Genomic DNA, 16,046 nt, shown 5'->3' on the forward strand with positions numbered 1-16,046 from the left:
CTCAACAGGTGAAAGCAGGAACAACCGAAGCCAGAGAAAATGGAAAAAGGGCTATCCCCACGGCTTACACATCCGTGAAGACAGCCCTTTATCATTCTATTGGCTATTGATACTTTACAATAATGGCATTGCTGATTTGGCGGCCGGGTGTGGTGAGGTAGGATCCGTTGTAATACAGCCCGCTGGAAGCACCGCCGTCCAGATTCATGGCCTGATAAGCGCCGGCCTGCTTCATCATTTGGGCGAGCTGCGGTATAGTCGCTCCGCTTGTGGTCAGGAGGATCAGCTTATGATCCCGACTCATTCCGAGTGCGCTGCGGGCGCCGCCGCCTGTTAATATTTTAGGGTCCTTGAAGCCTTCGGCTTTGACATTTAGGGAAACCTGACCGTTCGTGACCAGACGAGGCCCGGCTTGAAGGGCACCTTCGACACTGCCTTGGCTTAACCGTTGTTCGAAGGCAGAACCCGACATTAGCTCGGATAAATGATTAACATCGTAGGTGAAGACCGTCCGTTGGTCGCCAGAGCTTTTTTTCAACATCTTTCCGTGACTGACCAGGTAGCCGTAAGGCGTTTTGTAAGAGCTTTTGGTATAGGCATCAAAGTATGTGCCATTTATGGCTACAACCGCTTGATTACGTTTGGCGAGACTGCTTAAGTCTTCCACTTTGCCGATAGTATTGCCTGCCAGAGCCACATCCAGGCTTACCTTGGGATGGAGCATAGAGATGGTGACCACCTTAGCGGAAAAGGTACGAGATCCGACCTTGAAGCTTTTATGAGCCGTCGTAATGGGTGTAGTATTTCCGGGTAGCTTACCGGTAAGTACCGGAAGAGTGACGGACGTTGTACCCTGCTTAATGCGTACAGCTGAGGTTTCCTTTTGCCATGAGACTTGCAGGTTTAGATATTGACTGATGAACTGCAAGGGTACATAGGTCGAACCATAATCGGTAAAAGGAGCATTTTGCAAACGGACCGTTTGATCGTTCACTTTGGCAGTAGATTTTCCGGTAAATAGGGTGATCCGAGTATTGCCTTGCGCAATTTCTATTTTTTTGTCTGCTGCCGTTTTGTTGAATGTGATTCCTTCATAGCTGTTCAGGAGACGAAGCGGGATGAAGGAGTGGTTACTCTGGTCCACATAGACCAGCATAGGCGCTGGGGCAGCAGCGTAGATCGGGGATACAAGTAATAGCAAGGACAGGATAACAAGTGCGGTGATTCTTTTCATGAATAGATCAATCTCCTTATGTAGTCTTGACACTTTACGAGGTGCTTGTAATTATATCGGGTTTTATAAGTTGTAAATGTATGTTATGCGAATTTTGAGTGTTTAGCTGATATAGGAAGCGGGAGGTTGAAGATGAGCAGGTATGAGACAAGACTTGAGGATTACCGTCGCAGAGAGCGCCCGTCTTATCGTGTATTTGAAGGATTGCAGGAATTGGTGCGTAGCGTGGGGCAACTGCATAATAACTGGTTATATGTGAATGTGGATCAATGGGATCAGGACCCTGTTCACACACCGATTTATTATTGGGATGAGCATTGGCTAGAGGAATGTGCAGAGGAGGGTACAGCCGTAACCAACGAACAGGGCGAGTATATTCCCAAGTGGGTGCCGGATCGTCAGGTTCAAACCTGGTTTGAGTTGGCAACCTTCGAAAGTATTGTGGAAGTCCTTAAGGCAGCTGGACAGCCAGTGACGCTTCAGATGGTGATTATGGCAGTAAAATACTATGACAAACGAGATACCTTTCTGGACTATGAAGAGGTGAAGGCAGTGACAGACCTGTGGTCTGTGCTGACAAAGGTGAGAAACCACCAACAGAATGAACAAAGCCTGTAGAACAAACGGGGCATACATACACTGGATGGGGGAAGCGAATGAGTTGGTTGGATCATGAAATGGCAGCAAAGTGGCGACAGGAAGGAAAAAGGTATGCTGCAGATGTGAATGAATTTGTCAGAATCGGTATGGAAAGCCAGTGGCAGCAGGAGCAGCCAGAGCCAAAGCAAGACGAACGCTCCAAACTGGCTGAAGATATTTTTCGTATGATTCAGGACGCAAATCAGGCAGAGGAAACAGAGCAGTTACGTCGGGAAATTCCGGCTGCATCCTGGCCGCTTACAGCAGCGTTTGAGGAGGCTTTGCAAGCCGTTAGGCCGATAGCTTTTATGAATGGAGGCAATGAAGTCATTCTACATGCGGGCAATCCTCGGGAATGTGGAATGATCTATGTGGCGGGAAAAGATAGAATCTTGCAAATCCCCGGACTGCATCGAGTAGGCTGTTCGCCGGACGGGACTTATTTTGCGTTGGTGGATGGACAGGGGATTCGTATTGTTCGTCAACCGGACTTAAATCTGCAAGGAGAAGAGACAGCACATTTTCAGTGGAAGGATATACAAGGACGCTTAAAAGCATCCATTCCTGATTTGGAGTGCTTGGGAGATGAAGAGCATCCAGAGGATATATTAGATGAAGTGATTCCGTTTGGCGATGGACAGCGAGTTCTGCTGGTATGCGGTTACGGCGTTTATTTGTTGGCTGGTGATCAGGTGGATTTGATCCATCCCAAGACGTCTGAACGAAGAGAACTAGAGCTGGAAGACACGATTGTGGATATGGCCCATGGAGCTGTGTCGAGGGATGGACGCTGGATCGCTTACGGTAGCCAGATGAGTGAGCATATGCTTATAGATCTGTCCGATAAGACGGTGCATACATTGGAGCCAAATTCTAGTTATCCGCATTATGCTGTATTTTCCAAAGATGATTTGAATGTCTGGTACAATGCCTGTCATTTCTACAACGGCGCCACCATTCAAGTGTCGATTGCTGAGGTGGATCAGGGTCTTGCTCAGAATAAGGAAGAGTGGCCGATGATAAATGAAGAAATGCGAGTATACGCTGCAACAGCACTGACGCAAGGATCTATTTTGGGTGATGCCTACGGTTATCTCCGTCTGATTGACAGGGAGGGGCGTGAACTTTGGCGCTATTTTGTCGGCAGTACGATATCCGGGCTGGCAGTTACACCCGATGAAGGCATGTTGGCGGTTGGAACGTACGGCGGTATGCTACATTTGATTGATTTGCAGAGCAGCACGAAGGACGAATATAGCATTGGCACCGCTCTAATTCACGAGACAGAACGTTGGATGATCTGGCGTAACTATGAGCCGTTGCGCTGGTAATACTAATATTCCGCAAATGGTGATATAAGCAAGTTCTGATAAGCTGAACTTAAAAAGTGTAGTAGCACATGATTACAATGCTATTTTCAGATAAAGGCATCTGGCATTAACCCATGATGCAAAATGCGAATTGAGAGGAAAGAGGTGTGAGAACATGGACAAGAAAGCAGATATACGCACATCCATGAAGGAACTATTTGCTCAGATGGATGAAGCCTTTTTTATGGATGTGGAAGAAAATGTACCGATTGAAATGCGTGATGGGAATGTCGACGAGGAGGGATGGATCAAGTGGAAGCCTCTTCCTTCACAGATTACTGAACAGGAAGTTCTGGAGATGGAGGAAAAGTACCATTTTGAGCTGCCGCCCCTGCTGAGAAGTTTTATCATGTCCTACCATTATGTATCTTTACAATTTGATAATGAGTCCATTCCGGGAGTATACTGGAGCGATTGTACGTTTGTTGAGTTTCCACGCCTGCCTGTAGGTCAAGGCTTAAAGGCCTTTTATGATTTGCTTGATCAATGGTCACCTCTTCTGTCAGCAGGCTACATTCCTTTTGCAATAGCAGAGGACGACCAGGGTCCCGTTTGTTTAAATGCAGGCAGCAGACATAAGGACGGCGATTATCCTATTGTTTGGTTCTTTCATGAGGACCTACAGCATTTAAATGAGGATGAGCTGCGGATCAGGAGTAATCTGCTTCCCCATGTACAGGGGCTGTTTCCATCTTCTGTCGAAATGTTTAACGTTATGTTTAAGCACATTAGACACTAGTGATTTCCTAAAATGTAATTTTAATGTTCAGCCGACCGAGATATTGACATAAAAAATGAGGAATGATATAAAAAAGGTAGGCTAGCACTCGAATGATGGGAGTGCTAACAAAGATAGATCGTTTGCATAGCTCTTATCCGCTGGCCTTACATAGGTTTATATCTGAAAGGAGATATCCGAATGGAGAAAAAACAGTTTCAGGCTGAGTCCAAGCGTCTGCTCGAAATGATGATTAACTCGATTTACACGCAAAAGGAAATTTTTCTAAGAGAGCTGATCTCCAATGCAAGTGATGCGATTGACAAAATTTATTATAAAGCATTGACGGATGATCAACTGGTCTTTGACAAAGAAAATTATTATATCAAAGTAACTGCCGATAAGGATAACAGAACGCTAACTCTGCGTGATACCGGGATTGGTATGACCAAGGAAGAACTAGAAAATAACCTGGGTGTTATTGCTAAAAGCGGTTCATTGGCATTCAAAAATGAAAATGAATCCAAGGATGGTCATGATATCATCGGTCAATTCGGCGTGGGCTTCTATTCAGCTTTCATGGTAGCCGATGTGGTTACAGTGACTACCAAGGCTTTGGGAAGCGATACTGCATATAAATGGGAATCCACAGGTGCAGACGGGTATACCATTGAGGCAGCTGAAAAGGAAGAGGTCGGAACCGAAATAGTTCTGAAAATCAAGGCAAACACCGAAGATGAGTCCTACGACGAATATTTGGACGAGTACCGTTTAAAAGCACTGATTAAAAAATACTCCGACTTTATCCGCTATCCGATTAAAATGGATATTACAGGCAAGCGTCTGAAAGAGGGAAGCGACAACGAGTTCGAGGATTACGAAGAAGAACAGCGTATCAACAGCATGGTTCCTATCTGGAGAAAAAACAAAAGCGAGCTGACCGACGAGGATTATCAAAATTTCTATGCGGAAAAACGCTATGGCTACGACAAGCCGCTCCAGCATATCCACGTCAGCGCGGACGGCGCGGTAGTGTACCAAGCTATTCTGTTTATTCCTGAGAATATCCCGTTTGATTTCTACTCCAAGGAATATGAAAAAGGGCTGGAGTTGTATGCCAACGGTGTGCTGATTATGGAAAAATCTCCTGATCTGCTGCCGGATTATTTTAGCTTTGTCAAAGGTATGGTTGACTCCGAAAGCCTGTCACTCAACATTTCCAGAGAAATGCTGCAGCATGACCGTCAGCTGAAGCTGATTGCCAAAAATATCGAAAGCAAAATCAAAGGCCAATTACTGACCTTGCTCAAAAATGACCGAGAGAAATATGATCAATTCTACAAATCATTTGGCAGACAATTGAAATTTGGTGTCTACAACGATTACGGCAGACATAAAGAAACTCTGCAGGATCTGCTCATGTTCTACTCTTCTACAGAGAAAAAGCAGGTTACTTTGGACGAATACGTATCGCGTATGCCAGAGGATCAGAAGTATATTTATTATGCTTCCGGGGAGTCCAATGAGCGTATTGAAAAACTGCCGCAAACCGAAATGGTGGCTGACAAAGGCTACGAAATTCTGTACTTCACCGATGATATTGATGAGTTCGCTATTAAAATGCTCTTAAGCTACAAAGAAAAAGAATTCAAATCTGTATCGAGCGGCGATCTGGGCATTGAGCCTGACGAAAACGAGAAAGAAACAGAAGCGGAACAAAACGACAACAAAGAGCTGTTCGAGTATATGAAGGGCTTGCTAGAAGGCAAGGTATCCAGTGTTAAAGCCTCCAAGCGCTTGAAGACACATCCGGTATGTCTGTCCGCAGACGGCGAAGTGACGATTGAGATGGAGAAAATCTTGAACGCCATGCCTAATAACGCCGATGTGAAAGCGAATAAAGTGCTGGAAATCAACGTAAACCATGCGGTGTTCAACTCTTTGAAAGAAGCTTTTGACAAGGATAAGGAGAAGGTAAATCTCTATACGGCATTACTGTATAATCAGGCTTTGCTGATCGAAGGCTTGCCACTGGAAGATCCAGTTGAATTCACGAACGATATTTGCAAAATCATGGTTTAACAAGCTTTATTACTATATAGAGCCGTTCCCGTACTGGGAGCGGCTTTATTTATCATAAACGTTTCCTAAAGCTTCATGATAGATCATATAGCGCTTACAGAAGAAGGGATGGGCCCACACATTGCCGATCATACTCAATACAAAGGAGGGCAATTATATGAGTCTGGATCAAGCCAACCAGGAACTCCAAAATTTAGACCGTTTAGAACGAAGTGAGCTTATAGAGTTAGTGGAAAAAATCATCAGAGATGAGGGAACAGAAGAGGAAATCGACAGTATGCTGACCATAGTGAAGCAAAATACGCCCCATCCGGGGATCAGTAATTTGATCTACTGGGATGATCGTGATTTGAGTGCGGCAGAGATCGTAGATGAGGCATTACGCTATCAGCCCATCATTTTACCACCCCATGAATCTTCTCCATAGGATGTGGAGGGGTGGTCTTTTGTTTAGAAATAAGATAGTATTAATTCTTTAGGGCTATGAGCATTATATTCAAAAAAACTTCCGTTAAACGTGTGCTGACTTCCCTGGGGTGTATGGGGTAATAGTTGTTTTCTGTTCACTTTACGGAGTTTTATGCCTAATTTTGGGTTTTGTAAAGTTTTTGTGACATGCTCCTGTGAATTTTGACACAGCAAATTATCGTTTTTCTTGATTATTTGGTGGGATGTCTTTATAATCATTTTGTTTGCAAGAATGATTAGCGATTAGCGTATGGAATAAGGAGGTTTTTTATTTTGGGAAAAGCATTGATTATTGGCGCCGGTGGCGTGGCCAGCGTTGTGGTGCATAAATGTTGCCAAAACCCAGATGTATTTGAAGAAATTTGTATCGCAAGCAGAACTGTTGAGAAATGCGATGCGCTTAAAGAGAAGCTGGGTGGAGGTCGTACGAAGATTCAAACGGCTCAGCTTGATGCTGACAACACCGACATGGTCATTGACTTGATTCGAAGCTTTCAACCGGATGTAGTTATCAATGTGGCTCTCCCTTATCAGGATTTGACGATAATGGATGCTTGCCTTGAGACAGGTGTTCATTACGTTGATACGGCGAACTATGAACCGCCGGATACGCCGAAGTTTGAATACAGCTGGCAATGGGCCTACAAAGAAAGATTCGAAAAAGCAGGAATTACAGCTCTGCTGGGCAGCGGTTTTGATCCAGGCGTGACTGGAGTATTTACGGCTTATGCTCAAAAGCACTACTTTGATGAAATTCATACGATTGATATTGTGGATGCGAATGCAGGGGACCACGGATATCCTTTTGCAACTAATTTTAATCCGGAAATCAATATTCGTGAAATTACGGCGAAGGGCCGTTACTTTGAAAACGGAGAATGGATTGAAACTGAGCCACTTTCTGAGAAAAAGGTATACGACCTTCCTGAAATTGGACCGAAAAATATATATCTTTTGTACCATGAAGAACTGGAATCTCTTGCAGTGAATATTAAAGGCGTGAAAAAAATCCGCTTCTGGATGACGTTCTCGGACAATTATCTGAATCATTTGAATGTACTTCAAAACGTAGGCATGACTTCGATCGAGCCTATTGATTACGAAGGACAACAAATCATTCCACTGCAATTCCTGAAGGCTATTTTGCCAGATCCGGCTTCTCTGGGTCCAAGAACAAAAGGCAAAACGAACATTGGTTGCATCATCCAAGGTATGAAAGATGGAAAACCAAAAACGTATTATGTTTACAATGTTTGTGATCATGAGGAATGTTATGCAGAGGTTGGCTCCCAAGCCATTTCTTACACCACTGGTGTTCCTGCCATGATCGGCGCCATGCTTATCATCAAAGGTCTCTGGAAAAAACCAGGCGTTTACAACGTTGAGGAATTTGATCCAGATCCATTTATGGAAGCCCTAAATAAACACGGATTGCCATGGCAAGAGAACTTTACGCCAACGTTGCTTGATTGAGGTCTGCGATGAATATTGATATTACAGGACTTCCATCACCTTGTTATCTTGTTGACGAAAGACTTCTTGTCAAAAACCTTGAGGTTTTAAATTCCGTTCAAGAACGGACAGGCTGCAGTATTTTGCTCGCTCTTAAGGGATTTTCGATGTTTTCGACCTTTCCTCTGGTTGGCAAATACCTAAAAGGGGTAACCTCCAGTTCGTTGTTCGAGGCTAGACTTGGTCGCGAAAAAATGGACAAGGAAGTTCACGTATACGCACCTGCTTATGTTGACAGTGAATTTGATGAGCTATTGGAGTATGTTGACCATATTGTTTTCAACTCCTTTGATCAACTGAAACGCTACAAAAGCAGAGTGCAAGGCGTAACTTCCAAAAAAATCGACATCGGCATTCGGGTGAATCCGGAATATTCGGAAATCGAAACGCCGTTGTATGATCCTTGCTACAACAACTCCAGAATGGGTGTGACTCTGGCTAACTTTAGACCTGAGGATCTGGATGGCGTGGACGGTATTCATTTTCATACGATGTGTGAACAGAATTCAGATACGCTAGAGCGCACCATTAAAGTCGTGGATGAGAAATTCGGGCCATACATTAAGAACATGAAATGGCTCAATTTCGGCGGCGGTCACCATATTACCAGAGAAGACTATGATCTGGACACGCTGGTACGCTGTATTCAATATTTTCAGGATAAATATGGTGTGCAGGTTTATCTGGAGCCGGGCGAAGCTATTGCTTTGAATACTGGATATCTGGTGGCTACTGTATTGGATACGATGAAGAACGGAATGGATATTGCCATTCTGGATACTTCGGCTGAATGTCATATGCCTGATGTGCTGGCTATGCCTTACCGCCCGAATATCATTGATGCAGGCAAACCTGGTGAGTATGCACATACTTATAGACTTGGTGGGCTTACGTGCTTGGCCGGAGATGTAATTGGTGACTATTCCTTTAAAGAGCCATTGAAGCCGGGAGACAAGCTTGTATTCTGCGACATGGCCCATTACACCATGGTCAAAAACCATATGTTCAACGGAGTCAACCTGCCAGCCATCGCCAGCTACAACGACGAAGAAGGCATTAAGGTAATCCGTCAGTTCTCCTACGAGGACTTTAGCTCTCGTTTGTCGTAAGACTTATACAGGGGTAAAAGAACTGAGTGCACCGAATAGAATGACTGAACACAAAAGCCTCGCCCCTTGAGAAAGGGGTGAGGCTTTTTGGTGTAGTTAGGGATTTTTTAGTTTTTATATGTGCCTGTTGCATGTATCCAATACGACAACGGGCATTAAATAATGATTCACTACTTGAAAAGTTATATAAATTTAGTTAGTCTACCTTACAGCTTCAGAAGAGAGTTTATAGTCAAACATTTTTCCTCCGTATTGAAGCCCGAGCGCATTGACGGTTAGGTAGTAATCTTTACCTTGCTCAAGAGTTGCATTTAAAAAATATTGACCATTTTTTGAACTTTTAATGCTTTGACCATTACTATCGAAAAGGGTTAGTTCCAACCAAGAGTCGGGATATCTGTGTCCCTGAATTGTAAAGTGAACTTCGCTTGATTTATTTTCTGCCATTATTTTATATACATCGTAGTTTTCCCACACCCCATGCTTCTCTTCACCGAGGGTTCCAATGACCCCATCACCTATAAAATAATAGTTAGCTTGTTCAAAAGTATCATTTGGCTCCTGTTCATCATATTCAAGTAAAGGGGCAATAGTTGTTTCCTTTGCAACTGGTACGGAATTTGCTTCTTCGGCTAAAGCAACACTGGCAGAAGTACTTAGCAGAAGTGTAAGGCCTAATGAAGCTAACAACGTTTTTTTCATGAATAAACTACCTCTCTTCTTTGGTTTATATTCATTTACGTGATTATATTAGTTATTTATTTCAAAATTATCTTTATGTGTAATTAAATAGATGTTTGCTATTAAAAAAGGAACAGTTATATTGAATGAATATAATAAAATTGTTACAAGGTGTTGATTTTCTATGATGCAGAAGTAGAAACAAGTTACAACCACGAAGAAGGTATTAACGTAATCCGTCAGTTCTCTTACGAGGATATAGCTGCTTTTGTCATAAGACAATAGGTGTTCAAAAATGTAAAAAGGTGGTCCAAGAAGAAGGATCACGTTTTTTGTTATGCTCAAATTTAGCTTTTAAGCTATTTAATCGTAGAAGTAACTCTATAGTCGAATAATTGTCCTAACTCAGCACCGGGTGTTTCTACGACCAGGTAGTACCATTTGCCAGCTTCAAGATTTTTACCTAAAGAGTATTCACGATCATTTGCATATCTAATGAAGTGTCCGTTACTGTCAGCCAAACCAAGTCTCAGCCATGTATTAGGATATATGTCCCCTTGAATATTAAATTGATACCAACCAGACTGAAAGGCTTTAAACTTATAATAATCGCTATTGTCATAACCTCCATCAATGTGTTTGCCTATTTCCCCATAGATGTCAACTCCCACCAGTATTTCACTAGCTTCATCGAACCAGTTATTAGGCTCTCTGTCAGTTCCATTTCCAAAGAGCTGGATAGATTCCTTTTGTAATGCGGGTGCTGCTTCTTGAGCTTCTTGAGCAGATGCAACAGCGGTGGATGTGCTTAATAGAAGTGCAAGACCTAGTGTAGAAAAAACTGCCTTTTTCATTTAATCATCTCTTCCCTTCTTTTATTTTGGGATTTATACAATGGAATTTGCTAATCCCATCCAGTATTATATAGTTTATTCCAATGAATTGGAATAAAAATGTAACATTAAACAAAAATATATATATTTTTGTCACAATTATGCGTTTTTACAAATTTATTAACTAAACATCAATTAAGAGTTAGCCAACTTACTGTATACTATAAAATCCCGTCTTAATATGCTTTTGTGAAAAGGGGCATCCTATTTTAGGAGTAACACAAGCTATGTTATACTCAACAACTGGAGGTGAATTACACATGTTCGACCCAACCGTTTTTGATAATTTAAAAGTAGCCATGGAAAATGCAGTTTATGATCTGGATAATTTGAATTCACGTATTGACATTACACAGCGGATCGACAGATTGGAAATGTCCGTGATGTCACGTGAATTTGCTGTCCAATTCAGACTGAGAGAACACCCGAGTGTGACAGCAGAGGTTCAACTAAAGGCGGATTTAAACAACTTGGCTGCGGAAATTTTGGAAATCAAAGATCAAATTCCGGGATGTCTCTTGTTGCTGAGTTTTTACATGGAAATTCGTGAAATTGAGTCACAATGCAACCGGATTGAAAATATACTGACCGAAATTTGGAAGCCCGATCTTCGACCGGTACAAACGCTTAGTCAGATTTACGGAGAGAAGACATCTACATATCAAAACAGGATTGAACTCCGATTTTCCAGACAAATTAACGAAGATCAGATGGAAGACATTCCAGAGCTGTTGGAACACATATTGCTGACGCTTATGGAATTAAACAAGGTCTAAAGGGTTAGGACCGTAATGTAGATAACATTAGTAGACCAACAAGTTAACGTTAGAGGAGTTGAAAGTATAAATGAATGAACTTGAATTCTCTCAAGTATATGCGATTATGGAGGCTTCTTTTCCTGAAACGGAATGCAGGACATTCGAGTCACAGAGGGCTCTTCTTCATCATCCGTGTTATCGTTTACTTACCAAAAAAGACGAACAAGGGCAAACAATAGCTTTTTTGGCGGGCTGGGAGTTTACAGATTTTCGGTTTGTAGAGCATATTGCCGTAGATTCGGCTATACGGGGTGGCGGGTTAGGTAAAGAGCTTATGAGCAAGTTTATTTTACAGTCCGGTAAACCGGTAATGCTGGAAGTTGAGCCACCAGTGGATGAATGGGCTCAGAGAAGAATTGGTTTTTATGAACGTTTGGGGTTTCATCTGAACCATTTTGACTATGTACAGCCCCCTTTAAGAGAAGGACAGGCTGATCTGCGGCTTCAAATTATGAGCTATCCAGGTGCGCTGGCTGAACAGGATTTTGCTCCGTTTAAAAAGATTTTATATACCGAGGTTTATGGGCTTAAATAAGAAGACTATATAGCTAAAGGTACTTCATTATCGTTCATGATTTGTCCATACCATTACAAATTCTTTCTCGTCAGTTTCGGCATCCACAGATTCTGCTTGAACGGTAAATCCATTTTTAGTATAAAAGTTAAATGCTTTCGTGTTTGACTGATACACCTTTAATTGAATCTCATCATGTTGCTCCTTAACCCAATCTAATAGTAACTTGCCATAGCCCTTTCTTTGAGAATCAACACGTATAAATAGAGCCGCCAAGTATCCATCCAACATGGAAACGAAGCCGCCGATGCTATGATCATCTTGTATGATAACGTAGTTTTGAGCGAGGGGAAGGTACCTGTTCTCCATCTCAGTAGCTTGTGATGCCCAATACTGCGGAGCAATAAAATGGTGGGCTTCTACGGAAGCATCCAGCCAGATGGCTGCCAGTTCCTTGAACTCTTCTACATTCGCGGGTCTAATCGACATCTTAACGCCTCTTTTCACAGTATGTAATCCTATTCCGATAGTCAAGTATGAGAAAGATGTTGTTGAAATAAAAAAGACCGTCCGAGGACGGTCTTTCTACCCGTGGCGCTTAATTAAAGCCTTGATCCGTATCCCGCGCCTCCGTCAACTCTGTAAATTAGAGAATAACGGACCGGGTAAGGGATACGCTCAACATGTGATTATTGATGTTGACGCACCTCCTTTCCTGATGGACCCATTTTACCATATCTGGTTTGTGATATCCAGTGATTTTCTTATATTTACGGGAATGATTCATAGAAAATATAAGATAAAAATAGCTTGATTTTATGTTCTATGGAAGATATAATCTAAATTACCGTGATTGAAAAACATCGGTGTGAATACATAATATGCGGTCGTGGCGGAATTGGCAGACGCGCACGGTTCAGGTCCGTGTGGGCTAACCCCCCGTGGAGGTTCGAGTCCTCTCGACCGCATCATGCCTAACATTTACAGGTTCTTGGATTGGCTGGATGCCACCAAGAGCCTGTTTTTATATGGGTAAGATGCGTGTACTATTATAACTATTTTATTTATACTGAAATATATATTTGATATAATCCTTTGCACTCTGATTAATGTCTTCGTCACTTGCTTGAAACGAGGCTCCAAAGACAGCGAAATAGGGTAATGTTATGGCGCCAACATGTACTGCGCTTGCTTTAAAAGGTGCTATAACTTCATCAACAGTGAAAGAAACGGAACCAGTAGGTATGTAATTTTCTTTTTTATCGCCAATGGACATGGCTATCCCTAGCTTCTTTCGTTTTAACTTATCACCTTGTGAACCATAAGCCCATCCGTGAGTAAAAACATCATCAAACCACTTTTTTAATAAAGGTGGGTAACTATACCAATATAAAGGGAATTGAAATATGATATTACTATGTGTTTCAAGTAACTTTTGCTCTCTCAAAACATCAATGCTCCAGTTTGGATACTCTTTATAAATCTCATGAATTGTAATTTCATTGGTATACTGAAGTAATTCTTGTTTCCATCTTTGATTTACTCTGGAATCTTCAATATTCGGATGTGCTAAAATCACGAGAGTCTTCATCATAAATCACCTTTCTTACGTAACATATTTGCCTTAGTAGATGCTCTATTATTATTCTGTATGCTTTAAAAAAAGTAAATACACACAATAAAGTAAGATAGTTACTTGAAAGTGTGCATTGGACTTAGAGTGATGATATGCAATTATAGATTAGATAAACTTTGTTATTTTAGCGTTGAAAAGGTGGTACTATGAAACAATATAATTTAGGCATAGAAGCAACACTTGAGATCATCGGAGGTAAGTGGAAATCCTTAATCATATGCTTACTAATGTCTGGTAGAAAGAGGACAAGTGAATTACAGCGTAGTATTCCAGGCGTTTCTCAAAAGGTTCTTATACAGCAGCTCCGTGAACTTGAGAAGGATGGCATCATTGGCAGACATGTGTATAATCGGATGCCTCCAAAAGTGGAGTATTATATAACGGAATATGGTATAACAGCAAATGAAATAATTGATTTAATGTGTACCTGGGGAAGAGCGAATATCAAAAAAAGACAACAGCAAGGAGAAGATGTAATGTTGCTAGAAAGTGAGCCAAAATGAATAGTGGAGTGAAAGAGCGCTGTAGACTATGATGTTTACGGCGATTTTCTTTTTTTTCATAGAGTCGGTAGTTCGGGGATGTCTGTTGTCGTAGTATATGAACGGTTACCTTCAAGACTATGTTATATGTTGAGCCACAAGCTGATTTGCTATATAGTAATGACTGGACAACCATTCCATCCATATTAAATGAATGCCAAAGTAGGGGGACCATTTACAATGATTATTAAACCGAAAATTCGTGGTTTCATATGTACGACTGCACATCCTGCAGGATGTGCGGCTCATGTTAATCGTCAGATCAACTACATCAAAGACAGTACATCAATACAAGGAGCTAAAAAGGTACTTGTGATCGGAGCATCTACTGGATATGGGCTGGCTTCTCGTATTGCTGCGAGCTTTGGGCTGGGAGCGGATACCGTAGGGGTATCCTATGAACGTCCCGCATCAGAGGGGCGCACGGCTTCAGCAGGCTGGTATAATACAGTAGCCTTTGAAAGAGCGGCCAGAGCAGCTGGCTACATAGCAGAAAGCATTAATGGAGATGCTTTTTCTCATGAAATTAAGCAGGAGACATTGAAGCTGGTAAAGGAAAAGCTGGGCAAGGTAGACCTGATTGTGTATAGTGTCGCTTCACCGCGACGGACACATCCCGATACGGGTGAAACTTTTAATTCCGTTCTCAAGCCTATCGGACAGTCTTTTTCTAATAAAACAGTGAATACGAATACAGGTGTCGTATCAGAAATTACGCTGGAACCGGCTACGCAGGAGGAAATTGAGAACACCATCACGGTAATGGGTGGCGAAGATTGGTCCTTGTGGCTAAAAGCGTTGGAAGAAGCTGATCTGCTGGCTGAAGGGGTAACCACACTGGCTTACTCGTATATTGGTCCCGAAATTACGGAGGCTATCTATCGTAAAGGAACCATTGGCCAAGCTAAAAATGATTTGGAAGCTACAGCACATACTCTAACAAAGCAACTGGAACGTTATCATGGAAAAGCCTACGTTTCTGTGAATAAAGCTTTGGTTACACAATCCAGTTCGGCTATTCCAGTCGTACCATTGTATATTTCTTTGCTGTTTAAGGTCATGAAGGAAAAGGGACTGCACGAGGGATGTATTGAGCAGGCACAACGTCTGTTCGAGACGCTATACAGTGGGTCCACGGTGGAAACGGATGAAGAAGGACGCATCCGTCTGGATAACTGGGAAATGAGAGACGATGTGCAGCAGGCTGTCAAAGCAGCTTGGTCTGAAATCACTACAGAAAATGTATCTGAATTGGGCGATCTCGAACAATACCGTCTGGATTTCCTCCAATTATTTGGATTCGGGTTTGATGAAATTGATTATGAATTAGATGTTAACCCAGAGGTAGACACGACTTCATAAGTAAATATGTGTAAAATAAAAACGGGTACTCTCAAGCGATGCAATTGGCTTAAGAGGCCCGTTTTTTTATGTATTCTAGCAAAATACAAGTTGCACTCGTTTCACTAACAGCATTTATCGAGAATTAGACGTGGAAAGCGACTTACGGTGCAGCAAGCGAAAAACGGCAATGGTAATGATAATCCCCGCAATGCCAAAGATTGCAACAGAAGTCAGGGCCCGGTAAGCTTGCCAGCCGAACAAAAATGTAATACCACTGCCAAACGTTGTACCTGCCAGTAACCCAAGTGCGCAGGCAATATCCGTTCCAAATTTCATAAACATGTTCCTTTCAAATGTATAAATTAAAAAGTAACTTGTACTTTTTCTCTGGACTTAGACACACACTTGTGCGTACAATTAAATAGTAATCGTTTTCAAACGGAATCTATTAATCATTATGGATCATTCTTGTGCAAATTATTCCTT

17 protein-coding genes and 1 tRNA gene are annotated in these 16,046 nt (G+C 42.1%); 12 read left to right on the plus strand and 6 right to left on the minus strand.

What is annotated here, in order from left to right; all coding sequences use genetic code 11:
• Positions 1–103 precede the first annotated feature (103 nt).
• Complete coding sequence (locus G9G53_RS03555; RefSeq protein WP_165145335.1) at positions 104–1,234, minus strand: phosphodiester glycosidase family protein; 1,131 nt, start codon at positions 1,232–1,234, stop codon at positions 104–106.
• Between the two features lie 132 nt (positions 1,235–1,366).
• Here G9G53_RS03555 and G9G53_RS03560 point away from each other — a divergent pair, with 132 nt between their 5' ends.
• The 7 genes from G9G53_RS03560 to nspC all read left to right on the plus strand — a co-directional run bounded on the left by G9G53_RS03560 (position 1,367) and on the right by nspC (position 9,132).
• Positions 1,367–1,852 (plus strand): DUF7716 domain-containing protein, encoded by a 486-nt coding sequence (locus tag G9G53_RS03560; RefSeq protein ID WP_165145338.1) that lies wholly within the window; start codon positions 1,367–1,369, stop codon positions 1,850–1,852.
• A gap of 38 nt (positions 1,853–1,890) precedes the next feature.
• Positions 1,891–3,204, plus strand: a complete 1,314-nt coding sequence (locus G9G53_RS03565; protein ID WP_165145341.1) for a PQQ-binding-like beta-propeller repeat protein — start codon at positions 1,891–1,893, stop codon at positions 3,202–3,204.
• 154 nt (positions 3,205–3,358) lie between these two features.
• A complete protein-coding gene (locus G9G53_RS03570; protein ID WP_165145344.1) occupies positions 3,359–3,982 on the plus strand; it encodes an SMI1/KNR4 family protein in 624 nt (207 codons plus the stop codon).
• A 180-nt stretch (positions 3,983–4,162) separates the two neighbouring features.
• Complete coding sequence (gene htpG, locus G9G53_RS03575; RefSeq protein ID WP_165145347.1) at positions 4,163–6,043, plus strand: molecular chaperone HtpG; 1,881 nt, start codon at positions 4,163–4,165, stop codon at positions 6,041–6,043.
• 157 nt (positions 6,044–6,200) lie between these two features.
• Positions 6,201–6,470 (plus strand): bacteriocin immunity protein, encoded by a 270-nt coding sequence (locus G9G53_RS03580; protein WP_069012172.1) that lies wholly within the window; start codon positions 6,201–6,203, stop codon positions 6,468–6,470.
• Positions 6,471–6,784: 314 nt separating this feature from the next.
• The gene (locus G9G53_RS03585; protein WP_165145350.1) at positions 6,785–7,984 is read left to right on the plus strand and encodes a saccharopine dehydrogenase family protein; all 1,200 of its coding nucleotides are present in this window, start codon (positions 6,785–6,787) and stop codon (positions 7,982–7,984) included.
• An 8-nt stretch (positions 7,985–7,992) separates the two neighbouring features.
• Positions 7,993–9,132 carry a carboxynorspermidine decarboxylase gene (nspC, locus tag G9G53_RS03590; protein ID WP_029516665.1) on the plus strand — a complete coding sequence of 380 codons (1,140 nt, stop codon included), beginning with the start codon at positions 7,993–7,995 and terminating at the stop codon, positions 9,130–9,132.
• 201 nt (positions 9,133–9,333) lie between these two features.
• On the opposite strand, the gene G9G53_RS03595 is transcribed toward nspC, so the two are convergent.
• Positions 9,334–9,834: a hypothetical protein gene (locus tag G9G53_RS03595; protein WP_165145353.1), complete on the minus strand. Its 501-nt coding sequence runs from the start codon at positions 9,832–9,834 to the stop codon at positions 9,334–9,336.
• A 338-nt stretch (positions 9,835–10,172) separates the two neighbouring features.
• Positions 10,173–10,667: a hypothetical protein gene (locus G9G53_RS03600; RefSeq protein ID WP_165145356.1), complete on the minus strand. Its 495-nt coding sequence runs from the start codon at positions 10,665–10,667 to the stop codon at positions 10,173–10,175.
• Positions 10,668–10,966: 299 nt separating this feature from the next.
• On the opposite strand from G9G53_RS03600, the gene G9G53_RS03605 reads away from it, so the two are divergent.
• Both G9G53_RS03605 and G9G53_RS03610 read left to right on the plus strand, forming a co-directional pair.
• Complete coding sequence (locus G9G53_RS03605) at positions 10,967–11,482, plus strand: hypothetical protein (RefSeq protein WP_165145359.1); 516 nt, start codon at positions 10,967–10,969, stop codon at positions 11,480–11,482.
• A gap of 70 nt (positions 11,483–11,552) precedes the next feature.
• Positions 11,553–12,059, plus strand: coding sequence for a GNAT family N-acetyltransferase (locus tag G9G53_RS03610; protein ID WP_165145362.1), 507 nt, complete (start codon positions 11,553–11,555; stop codon positions 12,057–12,059).
• Between the two features lie 27 nt (positions 12,060–12,086).
• Here G9G53_RS03610 and G9G53_RS03615 read toward each other — a convergent pair whose 3' ends face one another.
• Entirely contained in the window at positions 12,087–12,527 is a 441-nt protein-coding gene (locus G9G53_RS03615; RefSeq protein ID WP_165145365.1) for an N-acetyltransferase, read from the minus strand.
• A 394-nt stretch (positions 12,528–12,921) separates the two neighbouring features.
• Here G9G53_RS03615 and G9G53_RS03620 point away from each other — a divergent pair.
• Positions 12,922–13,006, plus strand: a tRNA-Leu gene (locus tag G9G53_RS03620).
• 92 nt (positions 13,007–13,098) lie between these two features.
• Here the strand turns inward: G9G53_RS03620 and G9G53_RS03625 are convergent.
• A complete protein-coding gene (locus tag G9G53_RS03625) occupies positions 13,099–13,629 on the minus strand; it encodes an NAD(P)H-dependent oxidoreductase (RefSeq protein ID WP_165145368.1) in 531 nt (176 codons plus the stop codon).
• Positions 13,630–13,820: 191 nt separating this feature from the next.
• Here G9G53_RS03625 and G9G53_RS03630 point away from each other — a divergent pair, with 191 nt between their 5' ends.
• A complete protein-coding gene (locus G9G53_RS03630) occupies positions 13,821–14,177 on the plus strand; it encodes a winged helix-turn-helix transcriptional regulator (protein WP_165145371.1) in 357 nt (118 codons plus the stop codon).
• Positions 14,178–14,396: 219 nt separating this feature from the next.
• Positions 14,397–15,578, plus strand: coding sequence for an enoyl-ACP reductase FabV (gene fabV / locus G9G53_RS03635; protein ID WP_029516672.1), 1,182 nt, complete (start codon positions 14,397–14,399; stop codon positions 15,576–15,578).
• A 114-nt stretch (positions 15,579–15,692) separates the two neighbouring features.
• On the opposite strand, the gene G9G53_RS03640 is transcribed toward fabV, so the two are convergent.
• Complete coding sequence (locus G9G53_RS03640; protein WP_029516673.1) at positions 15,693–15,896, minus strand: hypothetical protein; 204 nt, start codon at positions 15,894–15,896, stop codon at positions 15,693–15,695.
• Between the last annotated feature and the right edge of the window lie 150 nt (positions 15,897–16,046).

The organism is Paenibacillus sp. EKM206P (genome assembly GCF_011066155.1).
GTDB classification, from domain to species: Bacteria; Bacillota; Bacilli; order Paenibacillales; family Paenibacillaceae; genus Paenibacillus; species Paenibacillus polymyxa_D.

Bases quoted from the DNA above. Each gene is read 5' to 3' on its own strand.
- nspC (WP_029516665.1), top strand. From the start codon at position 7,993: ATGAATATTGATATTACAGGACTTCCATCACCTTGTTATCTTGTTGAC.
- G9G53_RS03560 (WP_165145338.1), top strand. From the start codon at position 1,367: ATGAGCAGGTATGAGACAAGACTTGAGGATTACCGTCGCAGAGAGCGC.
- G9G53_RS03630 (WP_165145371.1), top strand. From the start codon at position 13,821: ATGAAACAATATAATTTAGGCATAGAAGCAACACTTGAGATCATCGGA.
- G9G53_RS03555 (WP_165145335.1), bottom strand. From the start codon at position 1,234: ATGAAAAGAATCACCGCACTTGTTATCCTGTCCTTGCTATTACTTGTA.
- G9G53_RS03615 (WP_165145365.1), bottom strand. From the start codon at position 12,527: ATGTCGATTAGACCCGCGAATGTAGAAGAGTTCAAGGAACTGGCAGCC.
- G9G53_RS03595 (WP_165145353.1), bottom strand. From the start codon at position 9,834: ATGAAAAAAACGTTGTTAGCTTCATTAGGCCTTACACTTCTGCTAAGT.
- G9G53_RS03625 (WP_165145368.1), bottom strand. From the start codon at position 13,629: ATGAAGACTCTCGTGATTTTAGCACATCCGAATATTGAAGATTCCAGA.
- htpG (WP_165145347.1), top strand. From the start codon at position 4,163: ATGGAGAAAAAACAGTTTCAGGCTGAGTCCAAGCGTCTGCTCGAAATG.
- G9G53_RS03570 (WP_165145344.1), top strand. From the start codon at position 3,359: ATGGACAAGAAAGCAGATATACGCACATCCATGAAGGAACTATTTGCT.
- G9G53_RS03565 (WP_165145341.1), top strand. From the start codon at position 1,891: ATGAGTTGGTTGGATCATGAAATGGCAGCAAAGTGGCGACAGGAAGGA.
- G9G53_RS03640 (WP_029516673.1), bottom strand. From the start codon at position 15,896: ATGAAATTTGGAACGGATATTGCCTGCGCACTTGGGTTACTGGCAGGT.
- G9G53_RS03605 (WP_165145359.1), top strand. From the start codon at position 10,967: ATGTTCGACCCAACCGTTTTTGATAATTTAAAAGTAGCCATGGAAAAT.
- G9G53_RS03600 (WP_165145356.1), bottom strand. From the start codon at position 10,667: ATGAAAAAGGCAGTTTTTTCTACACTAGGTCTTGCACTTCTATTAAGC.
- G9G53_RS03580 (WP_069012172.1), top strand. From the start codon at position 6,201: ATGAGTCTGGATCAAGCCAACCAGGAACTCCAAAATTTAGACCGTTTA.
- G9G53_RS03610 (WP_165145362.1), top strand. From the start codon at position 11,553: ATGAATGAACTTGAATTCTCTCAAGTATATGCGATTATGGAGGCTTCT.
- fabV (WP_029516672.1), top strand. From the start codon at position 14,397: ATGATTATTAAACCGAAAATTCGTGGTTTCATATGTACGACTGCACAT.